The following is an 18,327-nucleotide window of genomic DNA, read 5'->3' as shown; positions in this document are numbered from 1 at the left end:
TTTAAATATACTTTAATATAAATTATAACAAATTATTGTATTTAAGATAGAAGAAAATTAAAAATATTTGCTCCATATGATATAATAAAATGGTTAAAATTTAAATTATTAGGGAGAAAATATGTTAAGAGAAGATATGTTTTTACAAATATTTAATGAAGAAACTAGCGGTAATAATTACAGCAAAGGTCAGAGAGTTTTAAGTAATGATTTAGTTTCTTCTATAGATATTACAGATTTAGATAATTTAATTCATATAGATGGTAATGTAATTTCAGAAAATCTTTTTAATGAATATAATACGAAAATTGAAATAGATACAGAGAAAAAAAGTATTTTTTCTACTTATTGTAGTTGTTTTGAATATGAAAAAAATGAGTTAAAAAAGAAAAATTATTGTTGCAAGCATTTGGTGGCAACCTTTTATAAGGCTTTACCTAGGCTAGCTGAATATTCTATTTTAGATAAAAATGAATCCCATAAAGAAATTGTATTTAAAAGAAAAAGCAATATACTATCTATGCTTTTAGATGATAGTAAAAATAAGGAAAAAATAAAAATAGAAGTATACATAAATAAAAATGGATGGACTGATAAACTTAAGGTTGAGTTTAAAATAGGATTGAATTTTATGTCCTCTAGTAGTCTTTATGTTTTAAAGGATATAAATCAATTAATATTATGTATTTACAATAATATTCCTATAAAGTATAGTAAAAATTTTACCTTTAACATAAAAAATCAAAAATTAGATACAAAGGATAGAAGGCTTATAGATTTTATAAAAACGCTAAAGGATTTAGAAGAAAAGAACAATCTTGTTACTAAGAATAGAGAAAATTTCATAGAAGGAAAATATATAAATATTCCAGATTATTTTGTTAGAGAGTTTTTTGAAATTATAAAGGAACACAGAGTTTATTTAAATGAAGGGTTTTTTTATAGAACTGTGGAAACAGAAATTTTGCATGATGTTCCACCTATAGATTTTGATTTAAAGAAGATAAAAGATGAATATATATTAAAATCCTCAGGAGGAATGCCAATAAGCTTGGATTCTAAAAATGAGGCTTTTTTATATGGAACAACTATATATCTCCCAGATTATGATTTTTGCTATAAGATAAGTCCATATCTTCAAATATTTAGCCAAAATAAAGTGATAACCATGGAAGATACTGAGGAAGAGATTATACTGAGAAAACTAATTCCTCATCTTAAGCTTTTAACGGATAACATAAGTGTATCTAAAAATATAAAAGATAAGATAGTAATAGATGAGTGTAGTTTTAATTTCTATTTTGATAAAGAAGAAGGAAAAGTTACATTATTAGTAAAAGTAAATTATGGGCAATTTGAGTTTAATATTTTTCAAGATTATAAAGAAAAAATAATATATAGGGATTCTAAAAAAGAAAATGAAGTTATACAAATTGTAAGGAGCTTGGGCTTTGAAGAAATAGATGAAAAATTTTATTTTTTGAAAGATGATGATTATATGTTTAAGTTTTTTAAAAGCGAAGTTAAAAAGCTTCAACAAATAGGTGATGTATATTATTCTGAAAACTTTAAAGGAATAAAGCATTTAGGTACAAAGGGAATAAAAGGAGAAATTAAATCAGGAAAATACGATTATTTTCAAATGGATTTTAAAATATCGGATATAAGTTCAGAAGAGACCAATGAAATTTTAAGAGCTTTTAGGGATAATCTTAAATATTATAAATTGAAAAGCGGTGAATATCTTGACTTACAGGAATTGGAGCTTAATAAGTTTTTGAAACTTTTAGATGTAATTTCTTATAATGAAATAGAAGAAAATTCTATAGAAGTACCTAAAAATAAGAGTATTTTTTTAGAAAGCTTTATGCAAGAAAATAAAATTAGATACATAAAGGGGAAAAATCAATTAAAAGAGGTAAAAGATAAGTTTCATGATATAAAAAATATGAAATTTCAAATTCCAAGTGATTTAAAGGGAGAGTTAAGAAAGTATCAAAAGGTAGGTTATAATTGGTTTAAAACTCTTCAATATTTAGGCTTTGGAGGAATTTTGGGAGATGAAATGGGGCTTGGCAAAACAATTCAAACCATTACATTTATAGTATCTAATATAGAAAGTAAATCTTTAATTGTAGCACCTACATCACTCATATATAACTGGATAAGTGAATTTGAAAAGTTTGCACCTACTGTGAAAGTAGGAGCTGCATATGGTATAAAGTCGGAAAGAGAGGAAGTAATTAAAAATATAGGAAACTATGATGTTATTATAACAACCTATAATTTATTAAAGAAGGATTTAGAAAGTTATGAGGTATTAGAATTTGACTTTTGTATATTAGATGAAGCACAATACATAAAAAATTCAAATTCTCAAAACGCAGCAGCTGTTAAGCAAATAAAGGCACATAATAGATTTGCGCTTTCTGGTACTCCAATAGAAAATTCTCTTATGGAACTGTGGTCCATATTTGATTTTATAATGCCAGGATATTTATATGATGAAAAAAGATTTAGCGTAAGATATCACAAAAGGCTTAATGAAGCTCCAGAAGTTATAGAAGAGTTAAATAAACTTATAAAACCATTTATACTTAGAAGAAGAAAGAGTGAAGTTATAAAAGAACTACCTTCTAAGATTGAAAAAAAATTATTTGTAACACTAAATGATGAACAGAAAAAAGTATATAAGACTTATGCTAATTATGCTATGGAACTTATTAAGAAAAAAGTAAAGGATTTTGAGTTTCAAAATAGCAAAATAGAGATATTAGCTTATATAACAAAGCTAAGACAGTTATGTTTGGACCCTAGCATAATAATAAAAGATTATAGTGGTGAAAGTGCGAAAATAGAAGCATTAGTAGAACTTTTAAGTAAAAGTATAGGGCAGGGGCATAGAATACTTGTCTTTTCACAATTTACATCTGTTCTCAAAAATATTGGAAGAAGAATTAATAAAGAAGATATATATTTTAGTTACTTGGATGGCTCCATACCTTCAGAAAAGAGGATAAATCTAGTAAATGCTTTTAATCAAGGTGAAAATTCAGTATTTCTAATAAGCTTAAAGGCAGGAGGGACAGGATTAAATTTAACTTCTGCTGATGTAGTAATTCATTTTGATCCATGGTGGAATCCAGCAGTAGAAGAACAGGCTACAGATAGAGCTCATAGGATAGGTCAAAAAAAAGTAGTAGAAGTTATAAAGATAGTAGCTAAGGGCACCATTGAAGAAAAAATTATATCATTGCAGGAAGAAAAGAAAAAACTTATAGGATCTCTTATAGAAGATGAGTCCTTTAATGGAAAGAAATTCTTAAGTTTAACGGAAGAAGATATAGTTGAATTGTTCACTATATAATATAGAAATATATAATTTAATTTTAATTAAACTTATAATTACTTCATATTTTTAAGGGGAATTTGCAGGAATTTGACAATAAATATTGAAATATATAATTTATAAATAATGCTTAAGAATAATTTCTGGAGGTGGACAGTATGAAACAGTATTCAGAGTTGACAAGAAAGGATCTAGAGCTTCAATTTAATGAAATGCCTGATTTTGACACTACTTGTGATGTGGAAAGCTACAATATGGTAATAGGTCAAAAAAGGGCAGTAGAATCTATAGAACTTGGACTAAATATGGATAGTAAGCAGTACAATATATTTATATCTGGTAAAACTGGAACAGGTAAAACTGGGTATATTGTAAGAAAAATAGAGGAATATGCGAAAAAAATGCCTACACCACAGGATTGGTGTTATGTTTATAATTTTGAAAATCCCAATAATCCTGTTGCAATTTCTCTTAATACAGGAACTGCCATTAAATTTAAGGAAGGTATGAATTTCTTTATTAAATATATCATTAAAGAAGTTCCAGTTTATTTTGATTCTGAAAATTATGAAAATGAGAAAAATAGTATAATTGGCAAGTACGAAAACATGCTTTTAGATTTATCCAGAGAGCTGAATATTGAAGCAAAAAAAAGAGGATTTTCAGTGAAAAAGACACCGACAGGAGAATTTGTTTTTATTGCCTTAAAGAATGATAAGCAGTTAAGTGATGATGAATATGAAAATTTAACAGATGAAGAAAGAAAGATTATAGAAAATTCAATAAGCGAACTTAGAAATATATCCTCTGATATATTTAAACAAAGTAATCAAGTTCAAAAAAAATTAGAAAGTGAATTGAAATATTTAGATGATAAAATTGCTGAAAATATAATTTCTGAAAAAATAAAAGAATTAATAAATAGTTATGGATGTAGTGAAAAGGTTATATATTATTTAAATGCAGTAAAAGAAGACATAATTGAAAATATATCCTATTTCTTTGAAGAAGATGTTAATAATGAAGAAGTAAAAAATGTAAAGAGATTGTTTTTAAAAAGATATGAAGTTAATGTTTTAGTTGATAATAGTGAAAGTGAAGGAGCTCCAGTTATTTTTGCAGATTCAGCTGCTCAAGGAAAAGTTTTTGGAAATATTGAATATGAAAACAAAATGGGTAGTCTTATTACTGATTTTACATTAATAAAGCCAGGTTATTTACATAAAGCTAATGGAGGATATATTATAATTAAAGCGCAGCAGCTACTAACTCAACCGTCTTCATGGGAATTACTAAAGAAATGTGTAAATCTAGAAAATATATCTATTAATAATTCAAAATACAATATAGATGTACTTCCTATTTCAACGCTCAGTCCAGAAGAAATACCTTTAAAAATTAAGGTAATATTAATTGGAAGTAACTATATATATTCAGCACTCTTAAATAATGATTTAGAATTTGAAAAGATATTTAAAATAAAAGCTGAATTTGATAATGAAATTGAAAAGGATAGAGATAATGTAACTAATCTTCTAGGATTATTAAACTATTATATCAATGAAAATAATCTTAATCACATAAGAAGAGATGGAGTTAAAAGACTACTGCAATTTTCTTCTAGACTTGCAGAAAGTAAGGATAATTTTTCTGCTTCTATGAGTAATCTTTTTAAAATAGTGGATATTGCAAATTATTATGCTAAAAAAGATAAAAGTGAAATTGTTGAAGATAAACATGTTTCAGCAGCACTAAAAGAACAGGAATCAATGCATGGACTTATTAGAAAAAAAATTCTTGATATGTATAAAAAGAAAAAATATATAACTGTGTTAAAAGGTACAAGAGTTGGCCAGATTAACGGACTCTCAGTTTCAGATTATGGTGATTGTGTAATTGGACAGCAGCATAGAATAACTGTTTCAACTTTCGCAGGAAGAAATGGCATAATCAACATTGAAAGAGAGGCTGATATGAGTGGAAATATTCACAGCAAAGGTGTAATGATCTTAGCTGGTTTTGTAGGACAGCTTGTAGGAAGGGATATCCCAATATCATTTAATGCAAATATTGTGTTTGAGCAGCTTTATTCAGGGATAGAAGGAGATAGTGCTTCGGCAGCAGAATTATTAGCATTATTATCAAGTTTATCAGAAATTCCAATAAATCAGAGTATAGCAATAACTGGTTCAGTTAATCAAAGGGGAGAAATACAGCCAATAGGAGGAGTTAATGACAAAATAGAAGGTTTTTTTGATATATGCTCATTAGACGGTCTTGATGGAACGCATGGTGTTATAATACCGAATACTAATGTGGATGATCTTGTATTAAAGGAAGAGGTATTAGAGGCAGTGGAAGAAGGAAAATTCCATATATATTCAGTAAGTACTATTTGTGATTGTATTCAGATACTATTTAGTGATGAAAATATAAATGTTTCTCATAAAAATATTTTAGAATATGTAAAACAGAAAATGCTGAAGACTTTAAAAGAATATAATAATATTTTAAAAGAATCTAAAATTAATTAAAGATAAAGAAGTTATCAAATTTAAAATTTGATAACTTTTTTTACTAATTCGATGTAATAAAATGGAAAATATATCATCTTGACAGATATAAAGAAAGAGTTAACAAGTATTTATTGATTTTAAGAAAATTGTTTATAATGTGCTGGATTACAAAACACTACATAATTAACAAAAAATAGTTGTACGTACAAGTTTTGGGTAGTATAATAAGCTTGTACATAATATTTCTATTGAATTTTTAATTATGGAGGTGGAATTTAAATGATTAATATTCCAAAAGTAAAATTGGGGATTGTAGCTGTAAGCAGGGATTGTTTTCCTATAGAACTTAGTAAAAAAAGAAGAAAAGCAGTAGTTGAGGCTTGCAGAAAAGAGAAAATTGAAATTTTTCAAGTTGAGACAATTGTGGAAAATGAAAAGGATTGTTTAAAAGCTTTAGAAGAATTAAAAAATGCTAATGTAAATGCTTTAGTTGTGTACCTTGGAAATTTTGGACCAGAGGGTCCAGAGACAATATTGGCACAAAAATTTCAAGGTCCAACTATGTATGCTGCAGCATCTGAGGAAGCAGCAGATGGTTTAATAGATGGTAGGGGAGATGCATATTGTGGTATGCTTAATGCGTCTTATAATTTAGCATTAAGAAAATTAAATCCTTATATTTCAGAATATCCTATAGGCACACCAGATGAAATTGCTCATATGATTTCTCATTTCTATCAAATAGCAACAGTCATACTCGGTATTTCCAGGCTTAAAATTTTTAGCTTTGGCCCAAGACCACAAGATTTTTTAGCTTGCAATGCACCAATAAAACCTTTGTATGATTTAGGTATAGAAATTATGGAAAATTCAGAACTAGATTTATTTGAATCATTTAATAATCATAAGGAAGATTCGAGAATTAAAGACATTGTTAAGGAAATGGAAAATGAACTGGGTGAAGGAAATGCATATCCTGGTATACTAGCAAGGCTCGCACAGTATGAAATTACATTAAAGGATTGGATGAAAAATAATCTAGGAGCTTCAGAATATGCAGTATTTGCAAATAAGTGTTGGCCTGCATTTCAAACACAATTTGGAATGGTACCATGCTATGTTAATTCGCGACTTGCTTCTTTAGGAATTCCAGCAGCTTGTGAAACAGATATTTATGGAGCTCTTAGTGAATATATTATAACTTGTGCCACAGAAATGCCTGCAACATTACTGGATATAAATAATTCAGTCCCAGAAGATATGTTTAATAATAATATTAAAAGCTTTAAAGGGTACAAGCTTAATGAATTATTTATGGGATTTCACTGTGGAAATACTCCAAAATGTTGTATGAAAAATGCAGCTATGAAATATCAACGTATTATGCATAGACAATTGGAACCAGAAAAAAAACCGGATATTACACGAGGAACGTTAGAAGGGGTAATAAGACCTGGAGATATAACTTTATTTAGACTTCAAAGTACAGCAGAAGCGCAGCTTAAAAGTTATGTTGCAGAAGGTGAAGTAATAGATGTAAATCCTAATTCATTTGGAGGAATAGGTGTATTTGCAATTAAGGATATGGCAAGATTTTATAGATATGTACTAATAGCAAAAAGGTACCCTCATCATGCAGGTATAGCATTTAGACATGTAGGAAAAGTGTTATTTGATGCTATGAAAATGTTGGGTATTGAGGATATTTCATTTAATCAACCGGAAAATATGCCTTATAAAAATGAAAATCCATTTAAATAATTATAAGATTACAAAAGCCAAATTTTATGGATTAAGTTAAATTTGGCTTTACTAAAAAATAAAAATTATTTTATAGCCATATCATGTTTTGGATTTTTAGAAACTTTATTAATTGATTGAATGAGTTGATTTAATACATCTGCTTTAAATTGATATTCTAATTCATTCATTTTTGAATAAAGTATTCCTTTTTGAGAAGCAACATATAAAGGCATGAATTTATTTAAAGTTAGAGCCTTTATATCATCTATGCATTTTTCGCAGGTACATATAGTTGGATATTCTTTTAAAACCTTTGGAAGCATTTTACCAATAATCTCTTCCATGTAATTTTCAATCATTTTTCCCCTCCATAAAGTTATTCATTTGTTAAATTTTGTATATGATGCCTTGTATAGTTAATAGAATTAAAATAAAATTTTTAAAATAAATATAACTGCTTTAAAAATTGTCAACATTGGAAGTATTTAATATAATATATATCGGTGAATTTATAGCATTATTTAGATATAATTAAAAAATTAATTAAACATTGTAAATTATGAATAAAATGGTCTTAAAAAATAGTATTAACTTTTGAATTATAAAATTAATTTTTGTAAATAAAAAAAGAATCTAAAATGATTCTTTTTTATTTACAAAAGTTAGTAATCAGATCTCATTAAAGTCAATTGCTGAAGATCTTCAATTAATTTTCTTTTTTTAAGTGCAGAAGCTTTTGAGTTTTGAACTTCTTTTTCTAAGATAAGGTTTTTAGCTTGTATATTTTTCAATTCTAAGCTTAAATTATCATTTTCTTTCATTTTTTCTTGTATTATTGGAAGATACATATTATCTATAGAATTTTTGTTTTTTGAGAAAATTTTGTAATATTTTATAATATATGATTTTAATCTTTTAAGAGCTTTTAAGAACTTAGTTTTTGTTGATTCTCTTTTATTCATTTTGACATCCCCTTTATGTTATTTTATACTAATTTTAAGTAGAAGTGCAAGGAGGACAAAATGAAAAAGAAATATGCTTTGTTGTCTAGATACATAAGGTCTTATAGTAAATCTAAAAAGAAACAAATTAGTGAATTGGATAATAAAAAAGAAAATATGAAGATTAAGCTTGAAGAAGAGTTGAGTAAATTTAATAATCTTTTAAATTTAAAGGAAAGGTTTAAAAAGGAAAATCAAAAATATGATGAGGTATATAATTCTTTAATGGAAATATTAAAATCTAGAGGTATAATTTTCAATATAAAGAATAATTCAGAGGTTCAAGAGTGGGAAAATTTGATTATAAAAGAGGTTAATTCTGTTTATGCATTAGTAAATAAAAAAGGTGAGCCCATACATAATATAGATAAAAAGTATGGAAATACAATAAAGTACATAATTAATAATTATTGTTATAGTGTGACGATTATAAGGAAAGATGGTAATTTAGTAAAAGCTCAGTTGAGAATTTTAGAAAAATAGAATTAGGAATAGAGGGGGAAAAGTTTTGCGTAAAGTAGTAGTAGCATTTTTATTTGTACTATTGATATTTATTGTTCCTACAAAAGTTATTGCCGAGGAGAAAAATTATACTATAGATAAATTATATACTGTTGCAAAAATTACAGAAAAAGGAGATGTAGAAGTTCAAGAGGAGATAACTTATACTTTTAATGGAAGTTTTAATGGTGTTTACAGGAATCTTTTTAAAAATAAAACTAATGGTTATGTAATATCAAGAGTAGCAATGAAAGATAAAAATGATAATGTAACCTCAATTTCTCCTAGCAATAATTCAAAAAATAATACATATGAAATTGTTGAGTCAGATAATAACACTCAAATAAAAGTATTTTCAAAAAGTAACAACGAAAAGAAAACCCTAATGCTTAATTATACAATTCAAGGTGCTGCAAATAGATATAAAGAATTTGGAGAACTTTATTGGAATTTTTATAAAGTTGAGAATGGCAAGTCAATTAAGAATGTAAATCTTGACTTATCATTAAAAGATTCAAAATTTGATTTGAACAAATTTAAGTATTGGGTTTATGTAGATGGAGGAGAATTTAAAACAAATTATGATAATAGTAGCATTAATATAAATGGAAGTAATCTTACTTCAACTTTAGGGGTAAAGATTCATTTTCAACAAGAATTTTTAAAAATTGATGAAAAAATCTATAAAGAAAATAATGAAGAAAATGTGAAAAACAGTAGTGAAGATACAGCTTTAAAAGAAAATAACAAATCTAATAAAGAAGATTTTGGATTTATTTTCATGGGTGTTATTGTGGCATTATGTGCTTCTTCAATTATATTTTTTCATAATAGAAGTAATAAAAAGTTTAAAGAAGAACTTCAAAAATACAGAGAAAATTTTAAGTTTTTTGAAGGAGAGATTTTAAGAACTAAACCAGGAGATATTCCGCCAGTTCTAGTAAACTTATTATATCATGAAAAATATATTTCTAATTCTACTATTCCTTCTACGCTATTTTATTTATGCAAAAAAGGATTTTATGCTTTGGAAAAGGATAAAAGCTTAAGATTAAAAGCATCAAGTGAAAATGAAGAAGAAGATTTATGTTTTTTAAGAAATGACAATATTGAAAGCCTTAATTATTCCCATTTAAAATATTTTGTGAAATGGATGCAAGATTATGAAAAAGATGGATTGCTGACTTTAAGATATATTAAAGAAAAGGTAAGTTCTAGAGAAGGTGCCTTAGAATTTAAAAAATGTTATTCTAAGTGGAAAAAAATAATAAAGGAAGAAGGAGAAAAACTAAATTTTTATACTACTATAAAAGGTAAGCAAGTATTGAGTAATGAAGCTTACAATGAGAAAATTAAATGGGATGCTTATAAAAAATATATTTTGTATTATCTTTCAAACTATGAAGAATATAGGGATGAGGTTAACAATGAAGATATTTTAATATATGCTTCAGCTTTAGAAATAGACAATACTTATTTAGAAAAGTTTCATGAAAGGCTTAATAACCTTTATTATAATTCAGGAGATTCTAACTATTATTATATGTATAATGATTACTCATATTACCTCATGAACTTGTATCTTTGGGATAGTATAGACGATAATATATATATTAATACTAAAAATAATGATAATAATGACAGCAGCGGTGACGGTGGTTTTGGAGGCTTTTCTGGAGGAGGAGACTTTTCCGGAGGAGGTGGTGGAGATTCAGGAGCATTTTAAATTAAGTTTTTCGTAAGATAAGCACATTGCGAAGCAAAGCTTCGCAAGTTAAGAGTTAAGAATGAAGAATTAATAGCTATTAATTCTTCATTCTTAACTCTTAATTTAAAATATTGCTTCACAATATTTTTATATTGTTATAGTTCAATTGATTCTAAAAAGTCTTTTAAAACTCTTTCATACTTTTTTGGATACATAAAATATGAACCTACATGTGTTGAGTCGGAAAAGCTAACCAATTTGCTTTTACTGTTTTTAAAGGATTTTTTTATTTTTAAGCTTTCAGTGTAAGGAATTGTAATATCTTTTTTTCCATGTATCAAAAGTATAGGTATTTTAGAATTACTAACGCTGTTCACGGGACTTACAGTATTGTAGTTAACTCCATAAATGAGTTTAAAATTCAATAATATCATGGGAACGAAAGGAAAGTCAGGAAGACCTGTCCAAACCTTCATATTAGAATGTAAATAAGTTTTCAAATTACTAAAAGGTGAATCTGCAATAACGAAATTTATATCATTTGTCTTATCTATAGAGCTTAATGCAGTAGATGCTCCCATAGAAAATCCTATAATTCCTATGATATCTCCAATGTTTTTTGATTTTATGAAATTTATAGCTCCTAAAATATCTTGTTGTTCTTTAAAACCGATAGTAACACCATCTCTTCTGGCATAATCACCATGACCTCTGAAATCGAATAAAAAAGTGTTATATCCTTCTTTTAAAAATATTTTGGATAATTGAAGATTATCTATTTTTACAGAAGAAGGAGTTCTTCCACCAACTATAAATTTAGAATCTCCATATCCATGGCATACTATAACAGTTTTTTTACTGTTGCCACTTTTTATAAGACAACCATTTAATTTCATATTCTCATTAAAACTATTAAAAATTACATTTTTATAATTTTTTATTCCATAGCTTTCCATGTTAGGATGAAAGTTTATTGATTTAGGATGACTAAATTTAATTACAATATAAACTGAGAAAACTTCTAAAAATAAAATAGAAATTAATACGAAAAATAAGACTATTTTTATAGTTTTATTTAAGCTTAAAAGTGGAATTAAAATTTCTTTTAATAATTCAGATTTATTTCCCATATGTTATTACTCCTTTTTAAGCTTTGATTAATTATATTATATAGTTCATATTTAAGATTATAACATAAAGATTACATATATCGAACTAAATAATTGTATGTGAAAGATGTAATTGAATAAGTAGTAATTTATGTGTAATATATTTGCATAAATATTTAAGTTGGAAGGAGATTTTTATGAGTAGATATTTTATTGAAGTATTTGGAAGAGTACAAGGGGTGGGATTTAGATATTTTGTAGAATATACCGCAAAGGCTTTTCACATAACAGGGTGGATAAAGAATTGTGAAGGTGGAAGTGTTATGATGGAAGTACAGGGAAAAAGTGATAATGTTATTTTATTTATAAATCAGGTTAAAAAAGGTAATAGATTTGCTAAAATTGAAGATATAACTTGTAGAGAAATAGGGCCTATTAGTAAAGAAAAGAATTTTAGAGTTATTTACTAAATACTGATATTGTAATACACAAGAGTATATATTATACTTAGAATTGAACAAAGTTTATTTTAGGTGATTTTTATGCAGATTATTTGAATTTTGAAAATTCCACAAAAGCAAGTAATACATTAATAGTATTGTATGGAGTTCTAAGCAGTTATTTATCAAAAAAACATTAAATCTAAATGGAACTTTCACAGAGGAGTGTGGTTTGTATGAAAACAGAACAAGAAAAGATATTTGAAAATGTAATTAACAAAAAAACTGAAGAATCACCAGAAAAAAAAGAAACAAAAAAAACCAATATGTTATTAGCTGCTTTTATGATGTTTATCTTACCAATAATGCTTGTGGTTTTGGGTGTATTTTTAGGAGGATATATAGGAAAATTTATAGGAACATCTATTAGAACTTTTCAGATTGCAGGAGGAGTAGTTGCTTTTATTCTATCTGTTATAATTATAAAATTATTTGATAAATCTGCTGTGATAGATAAGGACGCAGAAGTAATTCATTGGGATGACATGTAAAATATATTATTGGTTTTAAAAAGAGGCTTTGCAGCCTCTTTTATTAAAGGTAAATATCTTAGGAGGTATAAATATGAATTTGAAAATAAGATCAAAATTAATTTTAGCATTTGGAGTAATTTTAGTATGTTTTTTATTTAATATTATAATAAGTATTAGCTTCCTTAATAATAATGATGAAAGTATAAGTAAAGTAAAAAATTTTACATATGAACAATTAAAATATTCATCTAATATAAATGTTTCAGTAATTCAGGTTCAGCAATTTTTATCAGATGCTTCTGCTACTAAAAGCATGGATAGCTTTAAAGAAGCTGAAAAATATAAGGTAACTTTTAAAGATTCATTAAAGCAGCTTGAAAGCATAAATCCTAATATTAAAAGTGAAACTGAAAAGATAGATAAAGATTTTGATAAATTTTATGAACTTGGAGTAAACATGGCAAATGTTTATATAAATGAAGGTCCTGACAAGGGCAATGTGTTAATGACTCAATTTGATCCTATGGCAACTGATTTGTCTAATGAAATTAATTCATTAAACAATAAGGCTGAAGCTTCCATGAATTCAGATTTGAAAAATATACAAAGTACTATGAGTAGGAATAAAGTATTTTCAATAGCATTAGGAAGCGTTTCTTTAATTTTGGCAATTATTGTTATAATATTGTTACAGGGTAGTATTTTAAAGCCAATTAATAGTATGTTTGTTATACTTAAGGATATGGAAAATGGACAAGGAGATTTAAGTAAAAGGATAAAAATAAAATCTGATGATGAAATAGGCATAATGTCTAAATCCTTTAATAATTTTATGGATCAACTAGTTAACATGATAGAAAATATAAACGAAAATTCTATACTTGTATCAAAAAGCTCTGAAGTTTTAAATAAAGGAGCTGAAAAAAGTATAGAAAGTATAAAGCAAATAAATGAAAATATGATGGAATTGAATAATGGAAGTGAAAGTATTTATAATTTAGTAAATGAAGTTGCCGCAAGTTCTTCTAATATTTCAGAATCAACACAAATTACAGCCGAAGAGGTTGAAAATATAAGTTTAATGACAGAAAAAATTAATAATATTGCTATGGAAAGTGGTAAATTTGTAAAGAGTACTAGAGAAGAAATGAATAAAATTGAAAGTATTTCTTCAGCCAACATACTTATAAATGAAAAATTAGGAACTAAAGCAAAAGAAATTAGAAATATAATTGATACTATTAAATCAATATCAGATCAAACTAACTTATTAGCTTTGAATGCTTCAATAGAAGCTAGCAGAGCAGGAGAACATGGCAAAGGTTTTGCAGTAGTGGCTGATGAAATAAGGGAGCTTTCTGAAAATAATAATGAATCCTCTAAAAGCATTGAAAATATAATAGAGGGCATAAATGAAATGATAAAAAATACAATAGATTCGGCAGCACAAGAAGCATCTAATATAAAAAAAGGAAATAGAATGGTTGAAGAAGTAGTTATACAGATTGAAAAGATTATAGAAGGAATAAATAATATAAATAGTAGAATCCAAAGTATAGCGGCATCTACACAGGAACAAAGTGCTTCAATTGAAGAGCTTACATCCAATATGGAAGCTGTAAGCAGTAGTAATTCAGAAATGTCTACTGAGATAAAGGCCATATCTAATGGTGTTCAATCACAAACTGATATAATATCAGAGTTTGCGGAAATGGCCGAAAATCTAAGCAATTCATCAAATCAATTGAATGATTTAGTACATAAGTTTAAAATTAAGTAAACAATTTTATTGGGTCTAAAAAGGTTGCTTTTATCTAGCAACCTTTTTTAAAATTAAAAAATTTTAAGATTAAGTTAAGATAGACGAAATAATAATTATGTAAAATTGTAGTATTAAGGAATTTTGTCTAGTGTATGCCAAAAGATGATTTTGCCTATAATATTTCATAAGGAGATGAGAAAAAAAGTTGAAAAATAATACATGGAAGAAGATTTTGGGACTAATTTTATTTTTTATAGCAGCAATACTTTTTTTTGTTTTTGCACCAAATTCTCAAGAAAACTTAGATTTTAATGTGAAGATGGACAAAAATCAAGCTATAAGTGAAGCAAAAAAACTTGCAGAAAAATATGGATGGGCGTTAAAAAATTCTAGAGAAACTGCTTCATTTTCTTTAGATGAAAAAGCTCAAACCTATTATGAACTTAAAGTGGGTAATTTTCAAAAGCTAAATTTCTTAGTTAAGAAGGAAGAAGGGTATATACCAGCTACTTGGACAGTTAGTATTATACCAAAAGGGGGAGATGAAAAAGTTAGTGTATACTTTACACCTTCGGGAAAGGTTTATGGATTTTATAAAAATGTACTTGACGATGTAAAAGGACCAGCATTAAGTGAAAATGCTGCAAAAACTATTGCGGAAAAAGAATCAGTACATAACTGGAATTTTAATTTAAAAGAATACAAATTAGTAGATAAATCACAAAAAATACAAAGCAATGGGAGGATAGATTATGCTTTTAATTACATAAGATATATCAATGTAGGAGAGGCAAAAGATAAGGTGGAATTACAGGTAAAGGGAGATAAATTAGTTAAAGTTCAACATTATCTTGATATACCAGAAAGTTTTACCAGAAATTATGAACAACAAAGAAGCAGTAATGACAATATTGCAAATACTTCATCTTTTATATTTTACGTACTAATTTTTATAGTTGGATTTTTTTGCTTCTTCTATTTAAATAGAAGAAAGATGATAGAATGGAAGAATCCGTTGATTTTTGTTGTGTTTTTGATTTTCATGACTCTTATCAATGGAATCTTTAATATGAAACAGGGTTTAACTTATATGGATACTACATATTTAACTCCAACATTATTTTATATAGTTAAAATATTTATATCTCTTATGACAGGGGTTTTAACAGGGGTATTTACTTTTATTTCTATATGTATTGGTGAAGGATTATACAAAAAAGCATTCCCTAACCATTTAAATTTTTGGAAGATGTTTTCTGTGAGGAATTTTGGTTCTTGGCAGTTTTTAAATAGGGTAATTATTGCATATCTATTTGTTGCATTAATGCTTATATATGAAATTATATTTTATGGAACTATGAATCATTTTCCGGGTTGGTGGCAGCCAGCTTCAATGATAACAGATCCTAATATACAAGGAAATTGGTTTGCATGGATAGGAAGCTTTGCAGAAGCTCTTAATGCAGGTGTGTTTGAAGAATTTGCTTTTAGAGCAATGCCTATTTGTATTGGTATTTTAATAGGAAACAAATATAATAAGCAAAAATTGTGTATAGTGATAGCATTTGTGTTTGAAATATTGGTGTTTAGTGCTGCACATGCTAATTATCCTGGATTTCCTGCTTATGCAAGATTACTTGAACTTTTAATTGTAGCATTAGGTTTTGGATTAATATTTTATTTTTGGGGCATTATATCAGGAATAATAGCTCATTTTACGTATGACTTTATACTTATGTCTATGATGATTATGACAACATCAGGTAAGGCACTTATGTATCAAAAAATTTTAATTCCAGTCATTGTAATTTTACCATTAATTTTAGCCATATATGGAAGATTTAAAAATGGGCGTTGGATAGATATAGAAGAAAGTATATATAATTCTGCAAACCTAGAAAAACTAACTAAAAATATAGAAGAAATTAGTGAAGAATCTGCTTTAAATATTAAAGAAAGAGAAGTTGATAAAATAGAAAACTTTATTGAATCAAAGAAGAAAAATACAATAATTACAGTAATTACAGTCTTTTTAACTATTATTGCTATAATATCATTATTTACTGTTCATTCAGCGATACCCAAGTTTAATATTGAAAGATCACAAGCTGAAAGCTTGGCAAAACAGGAAATTGAAAAAGAGGGTTTTAAACTTTCTAATGATTGGAAAGTTGTAAATAATGTACAAGTTAAAGATATATTTGAAAATGATACTGGAGTGTTTGTATCTCAAGATTTTATTAGGAAAGAAGGAAAAGATAAATATAAAGCTTTAATAGGAAATTATATAAACCCATTTAAGTGGAAGGTGAGATTTGTAAGATTTAATGGTGATATTAATGAAAGAGCTGAAGAATTTCAGGCTACAGTTATTGATAAAAACCATAATATAAATGTTAAACATATTCTTCCACAAAATAAGAAAGGAGAAAAACTTACTAAAGAACAAGCAGAAAGAGTACTTTATGATTTTATAAAAAATAAATATGCAATAAATAGAATAGATTTAAAAGAAATTTCAGCAAAAGAAAATAAATTAGATAAACGCATTGATTGGTCCTTTACTTTAGAGGATAAAACTACTAAGCTTAAAATTTATAAGTCTGAAATAAATGCGGTGGTTTCAGGAAATGAAGTATTACAAATAAATAAAACACTGCATGTTTCTGATAGTAAGCAGAGTGAAATGTTAAAGAAATATGCATGGATATTGATTGCTGCAATTATATTAATATTAGCTTTTGCTATACCAATAATATGGATAGTAATAAAAGCTATAATTGCTTGGAGTAAAAATCAAATATCTAAACCTACATTTTTTAGGTTGTTTTTTATACTATTAATCTTAAATGTAGTATCCTTATTTTTAAATATGCCTGAAAGACAAATGGAATTTTCAACTACTAGTTCCTTTGGATCACAATTAATAACTTCTGTAGCAGGAGGAATGTTTGGGAAAATAATTATTTCATTTATTCAAGCGTCAATAATATCATATGCAAAGAATTTTTATAAGAAAACTTCAAAGCTTAACTATTTTAATGTGGTGATGATTTTTTGTATTGCTTTGCTCATGTTTTCTATTTCAAATATTTTTACAGGAAGAAATGTAATAGAAGTGGATAAATCTATATATTGTTCCTTAGGAGCTTCAAATAAATTTTTAGGACAGTTAACTTATATTTGTAATTCATATATAGCTAAAATATCTTTGCTTTTTACGATACTTATAGCTGTTAAGAATTCTAAAAATAAATACAGTAGAACAACTTTAATTATTTTACTTTTGGTACCTTATGGAATAGCAAGTTCCTTTACTTTCTCATCACCAGTAATGTTAGTGTTTTCATTGCTATATGGAGTAATTTATATTATGCTTTATAAATATTTCTTTCAGTATAATTTTTCCCTTAGTGCTATTTTTATTGGAATAATGTATATATTATCAAACATTAAAGGTATAATCTTGAATCAATATCCTACTTTAAATTTAAGTGTTGGACTTTCTTTGGTAATTGTAAGTTTTTTAATTGTATATACTTATAAAATTTTAGAAAAAGAATTTTAAAAAAGTTATAGCATAAAAATAATGTAAAATTATTGAATAAAAAAATAAAATTACTATTGACCAATATACAGTTTTAGTGTACTATGCATATATAACA

General features: G+C 26.5%; 12 protein-coding genes. 9 read left to right on the top strand and 3 right to left on the bottom strand.

Features of this window, described 5'->3' with window-relative positions:
• Positions 1–121 precede the first annotated feature (121 nt).
• The 3 genes from EG57_RS0214680 to EG57_RS0214670 all read left to right on the top strand — a co-directional run bounded on the left by EG57_RS0214680 (position 122) and on the right by EG57_RS0214670 (position 7,626).
• On the top strand, positions 122–3,367 hold the full coding sequence (locus EG57_RS0214680) for a DEAD/DEAH box helicase (protein ID WP_032077942.1): 3,246 nt from the start codon (positions 122–124) through the stop codon (positions 3,365–3,367).
• Between the two features lie 140 nt (positions 3,368–3,507).
• On the top strand, positions 3,508–5,883 hold the full coding sequence (locus tag EG57_RS0214675; protein WP_242859859.1) for a Lon protease family protein: 2,376 nt from the start codon (positions 3,508–3,510) through the stop codon (positions 5,881–5,883).
• A gap of 261 nt (positions 5,884–6,144) precedes the next feature.
• Positions 6,145–7,626 carry an L-fucose/L-arabinose isomerase family protein gene (locus EG57_RS0214670; protein ID WP_032077941.1) on the top strand — a complete coding sequence of 494 codons (1,482 nt, stop codon included), beginning with the start codon at positions 6,145–6,147 and terminating at the stop codon, positions 7,624–7,626.
• A gap of 65 nt (positions 7,627–7,691) precedes the next feature.
• Here the strand turns inward: EG57_RS0214670 and EG57_RS0214665 are convergent, their stop codons facing one another.
• On the bottom strand, positions 7,692–7,967 hold the full coding sequence (locus EG57_RS0214665; RefSeq protein WP_032077940.1) for a late competence development ComFB family protein: 276 nt from the start codon (positions 7,965–7,967) through the stop codon (positions 7,692–7,694).
• 303 nt (positions 7,968–8,270) lie between these two features.
• Positions 8,271–8,570, bottom strand: a complete 300-nt coding sequence (locus EG57_RS0214660) for a hypothetical protein (protein ID WP_032077939.1) — start codon at positions 8,568–8,570, stop codon at positions 8,271–8,273.
• Positions 8,571–8,630: 60 nt separating this feature from the next.
• On the opposite strand from EG57_RS0214660, the gene EG57_RS0214655 reads away from it, so the two are divergent.
• A complete protein-coding gene (locus EG57_RS0214655) occupies positions 8,631–9,092 on the top strand; it encodes a hypothetical protein (protein WP_032077938.1) in 462 nt (153 codons plus the stop codon).
• A gap of 25 nt (positions 9,093–9,117) precedes the next feature.
• On the top strand, positions 9,118–10,836 hold the full coding sequence (locus EG57_RS0214650; RefSeq protein ID WP_032077937.1) for a DUF2207 domain-containing protein: 1,719 nt from the start codon (positions 9,118–9,120) through the stop codon (positions 10,834–10,836).
• A 137-nt stretch (positions 10,837–10,973) separates the two neighbouring features.
• Here the strand turns inward: EG57_RS0214650 and EG57_RS0214645 are convergent, their stop codons facing one another.
• Entirely contained in the window at positions 10,974–11,948 is a 975-nt protein-coding gene (locus tag EG57_RS0214645) for an alpha/beta hydrolase (RefSeq protein WP_052037928.1), read from the bottom strand.
• A gap of 176 nt (positions 11,949–12,124) precedes the next feature.
• On the opposite strand from EG57_RS0214645, the gene EG57_RS0214640 reads away from it, so the two are divergent.
• The 4 genes from EG57_RS0214640 (at position 12,125) to EG57_RS0214625 (ending at position 18,230) form a co-directional block, all read left to right on the top strand.
• The gene (locus EG57_RS0214640) at positions 12,125–12,397 is read left to right on the top strand and encodes an acylphosphatase (RefSeq protein ID WP_032077936.1); all 273 of its coding nucleotides are present in this window, start codon (positions 12,125–12,127) and stop codon (positions 12,395–12,397) included.
• A 206-nt stretch (positions 12,398–12,603) separates the two neighbouring features.
• Positions 12,604–12,918, top strand: a complete 315-nt coding sequence (locus tag EG57_RS0214635; protein ID WP_032077935.1) for a SoxR reducing system RseC family protein — start codon at positions 12,604–12,606, stop codon at positions 12,916–12,918.
• Positions 12,919–12,991: 73 nt separating this feature from the next.
• Positions 12,992–14,680 carry a methyl-accepting chemotaxis protein gene (locus EG57_RS0214630; protein ID WP_032077934.1) on the top strand — a complete coding sequence of 563 codons (1,689 nt, stop codon included), beginning with the start codon at positions 12,992–12,994 and terminating at the stop codon, positions 14,678–14,680.
• Positions 14,681–14,867: 187 nt separating this feature from the next.
• Positions 14,868–18,230, top strand: coding sequence for a hypothetical protein (locus EG57_RS0214625; RefSeq protein WP_242859858.1), 3,363 nt, complete (start codon positions 14,868–14,870; stop codon positions 18,228–18,230).
• The last annotated feature ends 97 nt before the right edge of the window (positions 18,231–18,327 follow it).

The organism is Clostridium drakei (assembly GCF_000633595.2).
Lineage (GTDB): Bacteria > Bacillota > Clostridia > Clostridiales > Clostridiaceae > Clostridium_AM > Clostridium_AM drakei.
The sequence above is the reverse complement of the archived record's forward strand: the minus strand, read 5'-3'. Positions and strand labels throughout refer to the sequence as shown.